This is a genomic window from Streptomyces calidiresistens (assembly GCF_014141525.1).
In the GTDB taxonomy this organism is placed as follows: domain Bacteria; phylum Actinomycetota; class Actinomycetes; order Streptomycetales; family Streptomycetaceae; genus Streptomyces; species Streptomyces calidiresistens.
Window position 1 is genome coordinate 1 of sequence record NZ_VKHS01000323.1, and the last position, 5,806, is coordinate 5,806.

The 5,806-nt window shown below is 73.7% G+C and carries 4 protein-coding genes; all 4 read right to left on the reverse strand.

Features of this window, described 5'->3' with window-relative positions:
* Window positions 1–73: 73 nt before the first annotated feature.
* Window positions 74–1,156, reverse strand: coding sequence for a 2-oxoacid:ferredoxin oxidoreductase subunit beta (locus tag FOE67_RS14415; protein ID WP_182664296.1), 1,083 nt, complete (start codon window positions 1,154–1,156; stop codon window positions 74–76).
* Entirely contained in the window at window positions 1,146–3,053 is a 1,908-nt protein-coding gene (locus tag FOE67_RS14420) for a 2-oxoacid:acceptor oxidoreductase subunit alpha (protein ID WP_182664298.1), read from the reverse strand. The genes FOE67_RS14415 and FOE67_RS14420 overlap by 11 nt, the downstream gene beginning before the upstream one ends.
* A gap of 507 nt (window positions 3,054–3,560) precedes the next feature.
* The gene (locus FOE67_RS14425) at window positions 3,561–4,220 is read right to left on the reverse strand and encodes a response regulator transcription factor (protein ID WP_182664300.1); all 660 of its coding nucleotides are present in this window, start codon (window positions 4,218–4,220) and stop codon (window positions 3,561–3,563) included.
* A gap of 138 nt (window positions 4,221–4,358) precedes the next feature.
* Window positions 4,359–5,624 carry a sensor histidine kinase gene (locus FOE67_RS14430; RefSeq protein WP_182664302.1) on the reverse strand — a complete coding sequence of 422 codons (1,266 nt, stop codon included), beginning with the start codon at window positions 5,622–5,624 and terminating at the stop codon, window positions 4,359–4,361.
* Between the last annotated feature and the right edge of the window lie 182 nt (window positions 5,625–5,806).

A 5,806-nucleotide genomic window follows, 5' to 3' on the forward strand; every position in this document is an offset into this window, starting at 1 on the left:
CCCACGCGCCGGCCCCCGCCGCGCGGGGCGCGGCGGGGGCCGGGTGTGGAACGGGGGTGTGCCGGGACGGGTGTCAGCCGACGACCGTCCAGGTGTCCTTGCCCGCGAGCAGGGCGCCGAGGTCGCCCTTGCCCTTGCGCTCGACGGCCTCGTCCAGCTGGTCGGCCATCTGGTCCTCGTACACCGGCCGGCGCACGCTGCGCAGCACGCCGATGGGGGTGCGGTGCAGGGTGTCGGCGTCGGCGAGGCGGGAGAGCGCGAAGGCGGTGGCCGGGGAGGCGGCGTGCGCGTCGTGCACGAGCACCCGGTCGGTGCCCTCGACGGTGACGTCCACGGTGTCCAGCTCACCGGTGGCGGGGTCGCGGACCACGCCGAGGCGGCCCAGGCCGTCGCCGCCCTCGGCCTCCGGCCAGGGGGCGCCGAAGCGGATCTGCTGCCCGTGCTCCAGGCGGACGACCGCCTCCTGCGCGCGCTGCTTGTCCTTCAGGGCGTCGAAGGCGCCGTCGTTGAAGATGTTGCAGTTCTGGTAGATCTCCACCAGCGCCGTGCCCGGGTGCTGCGCGGCGGCGCGCAGCACGTCGGTGAGGTGCCGGCGGTCGCTGTCGATGGTGCGGGCGACGAAGGAGGCCTCCGCGCCGAGCGCCAGCGAGACCGGGTTGAACGGCGCCTCCAGCGAGCCCATGGGGGTGGACTTGGTGATCTTCCCCGCCTCGGAGGTGGGGGAGTACTGGCCCTTGGTCAGACCGTAGATCCGGTTGTTGAACAGCAGGATCTTCAGGTTGACGTTGCGCCGCAGGGCGTGGATGAGGTGGTTGCCGCCGATGGACAGCGCGTCGCCGTCACCGGTGACCACCCACACCGACAGGTCGCGGCGGGCGGCGGCCAGGCCGGTGGCGATGGCCGGGGCGCGCCCGTGGATGGAGTGCATCCCGTAGGTGTTCATGTAGTACGGGAAGCGGCTGGAGCACCCGATGCCGGAGACGAAGGTGATGTTCTCCCGGGCCAGTCCCAGCTCCGGAAGGAAGCCCTGCACGGCGGCCAGCACGGCGTAGTCGCCGCAGCCGGGGCACCAGCGGACCTCCTGGTCGGACTTGAAGTCCTTCATGGACTGCTTGGCCTCGGACTTCGGCACCAGGGAGAGGGCCTCAGTGGGCATCGACTGCCTCCTTGAGCGCGGATGCGAGCTGCTCGGCCTTGAACGGCAGGCCGGTGACCTGCGTGATGGACGCGATGTCCACGAGGTACTTCGCGCGCAGCAGGGCGGCGAGCTGGCCCAGGTTCATCTCCGGGAGCACCACCTTGTCGTACCGGCGCAGGACCTCGCCGAGGTTGGCGGGGAAGGGGTTGAGGTGGCGCAGGTGGGCGCGGGCGATCCGGCCCCCGGCGCGGCGGATGCGGCGGGTGGCGGCGGTGATCGGGCCGTGCGTGGAGCCCCAGCCGAGCACCAGCACCCGGGCCTCGCCACTCGGGTCGTCGACCTCCAGGTCCGGGACCTCGATGCCGTCGACCTTGGCCTGGCGGGTGCGGACCATGAAGTCGTGGTTGGCCGGGTCGTAGGAGATGTTCCCCGTCCCGTCCTGCTTCTCGATGCCGCCGATGCGGTGTTCCAGGCCGGGGGTGCCGGGCACGGCCCAGGGGCGGGCCAGGGTCTCCGGGTCCCGCTTGTAGGGGTGGAAGACCTCGGTGCCGTTCTCCTCGACGTGGTTCGGCCCGGTGGCGAAGCGCACCCGCAGGTCGGGCAGCTCCTCCGGGTCGGGGATCCGCCAGGGCTCGGAGCCGTTGGCCAGGTAGCCGTCGGAGAGCAGGAAGACCGGGGTGCGGTGGACCAGGGCGATGCGGGCGGCCTCGATGGCGGCGTCGAAGCAGTCGGCCGGGGTGGCCGGGGCGACGATCGGCACCGGCGCCTCGCCGTTGCGGCCGTACATGGCCTGCATCAGGTCGGCCTGCTCGGTCTTGGTGGGCAGACCGGTGGAGGGGCCGCCGCGCTGGATGTCCACGATCAGCAGCGGCAGCTCCAGGGAGACCGCCAGGCCGATCGTCTCGGACTTCAGCGCCACACCGGGGCCGGAGGTGGTGGTCACGCCCAGGCTGCCGCCGAAGGCGGCGCCCAGGGCGGCGCCGATGCCGGCGATCTCGTCCTCGGCCTGGAAGGTCCGCACGCCGAAGTTCTTGTGCTTCGACAGCTCGTGCAGGATGTCCGAGGCCGGGGTGATCGGGTACGAGCCGAGGAACAGCGGCAGGTCCGCCTGGTGGGACGCGGCGACCAGTCCGTAGGACAGCGCCAGGTTCCCGGAGATGTTCCGGTAGGTGCCGGGCGGGAACGCGGAGGTCGCCGGGGCCACCTCGTAGGAGGTGGCGAAGTCCTCGGTGGTCTCGCCGAAGTTCCAGCCCGCGCGGAAGGCGGCCAGGTTGGCCTCGGCGATGTGCGGCTTGTTGGCGAACTTGGTCCGCAGGAAGTTCTCGGTGCCCTCGGTCGGCCGGTGGTACATCCACGACAGCAGGCCGAGCGCGAACATGTTCTTGGACCGGCCGGCCTCCTTGCGGGTGAGGTCGAAGCCCTTGAGCGCCTCCACCGTCAGGGTGGTCAGCGGCACCGGGTGGACGCTGTAGCCCTCCAGGGAGCCGTCCTCCAGGGGGCTGGAGGCGTAGCCGACCTTGGCCATGGCGCGGGTGGTGAACTCGTCGGTGTTGACGATGATCTCCGCGCCGCGCGGCACGTCCGCGATGTTCGCCTTCAGGGCCGCCGGATTCATCGCCACCAGCACGTTCGGCGCGTCGCCGGGGGTGAGGATGTCGTGGTCGGCGAAGTGCACCTGGAAGGACGAGACGCCCGGCAGGGTGCCGGCGGGGGCCCGGATCTCGGCCGGGAAGTTCGGCAGGGTGGAGAGGTCGTTGCCGAACGAGGCGGTCTCGGAGGTGAAGCGGTCACCGGTGAGTTGCATGCCGTCGCCGGAGTCGCCCGCGAACCGGATGATCACCCGGTCCAGGCGCCTGACCTCTTTGCCGGTGGTGCCGGTGGTGCCGGTGGTGCCCGTCGTGCCCGTGGTGCCCATCGTGCCCGCCTCGGTCGTGGTGGACGGCTGTGCGGCCCCGGCCGTGCCCGTCGCCGTGTCGGCGGCCGGGTCGGTGGGGGTCTCGGCGTCCCGGGTGTCCGGGCCGGCCTGGCTGGTCACTTCTCTGGCCCTCCTTCGAGGCGACTCCTGACGGCCATCGTACGGGGGTAAGGATGCCCTTCCCGGGGGCTCTCACATCGTGGACCCGAAAATGAGACGGTGATTCGTCCCCCTTGGGAGGGGTTCGCGGCTCGGTCCCCGGACCGAGCCGCACCCCGATCTTCGACCCGGGACCCGCCTCCGCGCCGCCCGTCCCCGGCCCTCCGGGAACGCCGTCCCGCGGACCGCTCCCGGGGCCGGCCGAACGGCCATCGCCCCTGACCGCGGGCCCGGTTCGGGGCGCCGAGGGGCGCCGGCGCCCCCCTCCGCACCCCCGCGCGGCGGCTCGCGCGCCGGGGGTCCGGGAGCCCGTGGAGCCACCGACCCGATCGTTCGACCGGGACCCGCTCAGGAATTGAGGTAGGTCAGCACCGCCAGCACCCGCCGGTGATCGGTATCACTCTGCGCCAGGCCCAGCTTCAGGAAGATGTTGCTCACGTGCTTCTCCACCGCGCCGTGGCTCACCACCAGCGCCGCGGCGATGGCGGCGTTGGTGCGGCCCTCGGCCATCAACCCCAGCACCTCCCGCTCGCGCGGGGTCAGCGCCGCCAGCACGTCCTGCCGCCGGCTGCGGCCGAGCAGCTGACTGACCACCTCCGGGTCCAGCGCCGTGCCGCCCTCCGCGACCCGCCGCACCGCGTCGGTGAACTCCCGCACCTCCGCCACCCGGTCCTTGAGCAGATACCCCACCCCGCGGCTGGAGCCGGCCAGCAGCTCCGTGGCGTACTGCTCCTCCACGTACTGGGACAGCACCAGCACCCCCAGGTCCGGGTACCGCTGCCGCAGCCGTACCGCCGCCCGCAGCCCCTCGTCGGTGTGGGTGGGCGGCATCCGCACGTCCACCACCGCCACGTCCGGCACCCCGTCACCGGCCGCCAACTCCTCCACCGCGCGCACCAGCGCCTCGCCGTCCCCGACGCCCGCGACCACCTCCAGGCCCCGATCGGTCAACAACCGGGTCAGCCCCTCGCGCAACAGCACCGAGTCCTCGGCGATCACCGCCCGCACCGTCACCCGCAACCCCCTCGCGGCTCCCGCCCGCCGCCGTCGACGGGACCCGCCCAGCATCTCACCGTCCGGGCGGTCGTCGTCCGGGAGCCGGGACGGCACCGGACGCGCGGGGCACCCGGTGAGGGGCCGCGGGGCTCAGGAGCGGCCCCGCCAGGGCAGCGCGGCGGTCACCGTGGTGGGCCCGCCCTGCGGGGAGGAGAGCATCAACCGCCCGTCCACCGCCCCGAGCCGGCCGGCCAGCCCGGCCAGACCCGTGCCGCCCTCCGTCCGGGCGCCGCCCCGACCGTTGTCGGCGACCTGCACCATCAGCCACTCGTCGGCCCGCCAGATGTCCACCAGCGCCGCGTCGGCACCGCTGTGCTTGCTCACGTTCTGCAGCAGTTCCGAGACGGTGAAGTAGACGATGCCCTCGATCGCCTCGGCCGGCCGCTGCGGCAGGTCCACCTCCATCGTCACCGGCACCGTGCAGCGGGACGCCACCGCCGACAGTGACGGGCCCAGACCCCGGTCGGTGAGGATCGCCGGCCGGATGCCCCGGGCCAGGTCCCGCAGCTCCTGGAGCGCCAGCTTCACCTCGCCGTGCGCCTCGTCCACCATCCGGGCCGCCGTCCGCGGGTCCTCGTCCAGCTTCTCCTTGGCCAGCCCCAGGCTCATCGCCAGCGCCACCAGTCGCGCCTGCGCGCCGTCGTGCAGGTCCCGCTCGATCCGCTGGAGGTCGGCCGAGGTGGTGTCCACCACCACCGAGCGGTTGGTCTCCAGCTCCTCGATCCGCGACTGCTCCGCCGAGGGGCCGAGCAGGCCGGCCACCAGCATCCGGTCCACGTGCGCCAGCCCGCGGATCACGCCGCCCGCCAGGAGCAGCAGCAGGCAACCCACCACCAGGCCCAGCGCGTACTCCGGCGGGCTGTCCCAGATCCAGCCGCCGCCCTGCCCGTCCACGTTGATGCCGGGGCCGTCGTTCCCGCCCAGGGTCCACGCCCACAGCGGCATCGTCGCCAGGCCCAGGCCGGCCGACCACAGCGTCAGCACCGTGCCGAAGGTGAAGACCGCCCACGGGAAGTGCACCAGGGCGTACACCGTGGCCCGCCAGCACTCCCCGCTGCGCAGCACCGCCCCGATCCACGCCGTGGCATCCCGGCGCCCCCCGCGCGGGCGCAGCGGGCGGGGGTCGGGCACGTCGATGCGCAGCAGCGCCCGGGCCCGGGCGCGCTCCAGGAAACCCACCCCGCGCACCGCCACCAGTACCAGGCACAGCAGCGGCAGCCCCACGACCAGCACCAGCAGGCCGCCCGACACCATCAGGCCGACGACGGCGAAGAGGAACAGGACGCTCGCGATCGGGAAGTTCACCAGCAGGTGCGCGCCCTCCCGCAGGGTGCGCGGACCGACGGCCAGCCGCACCGCCGCGCGGAACCCGCCGCCGGTCCGGGCGGGTGGTCCCCCGTGGTCCCCGTGGTCCCCGAAGCCGTCGTGCCCGGGGAGCCCGCCGTGCCGGCCGGACTCCCGGGGCGCCCGGCCCCCCTCCCGGACGGTCGTGCCGCGCTCCCCGTCGGCCGACGCGCCCGCGTCCCGGTGCCCTCCGC

Coding starts and splice junctions, on each gene's coding strand:
- FOE67_RS14420 (WP_182664298.1), bottom strand. CDS start 3,053: ATGGGCACCACGGGCACGACGGGCACCACCGGCACCACCGGCACCACC.
- FOE67_RS14415 (WP_182664296.1), bottom strand. CDS start 1,156: ATGCCCACTGAGGCCCTCTCCCTGGTGCCGAAGTCCGAGGCCAAGCAG.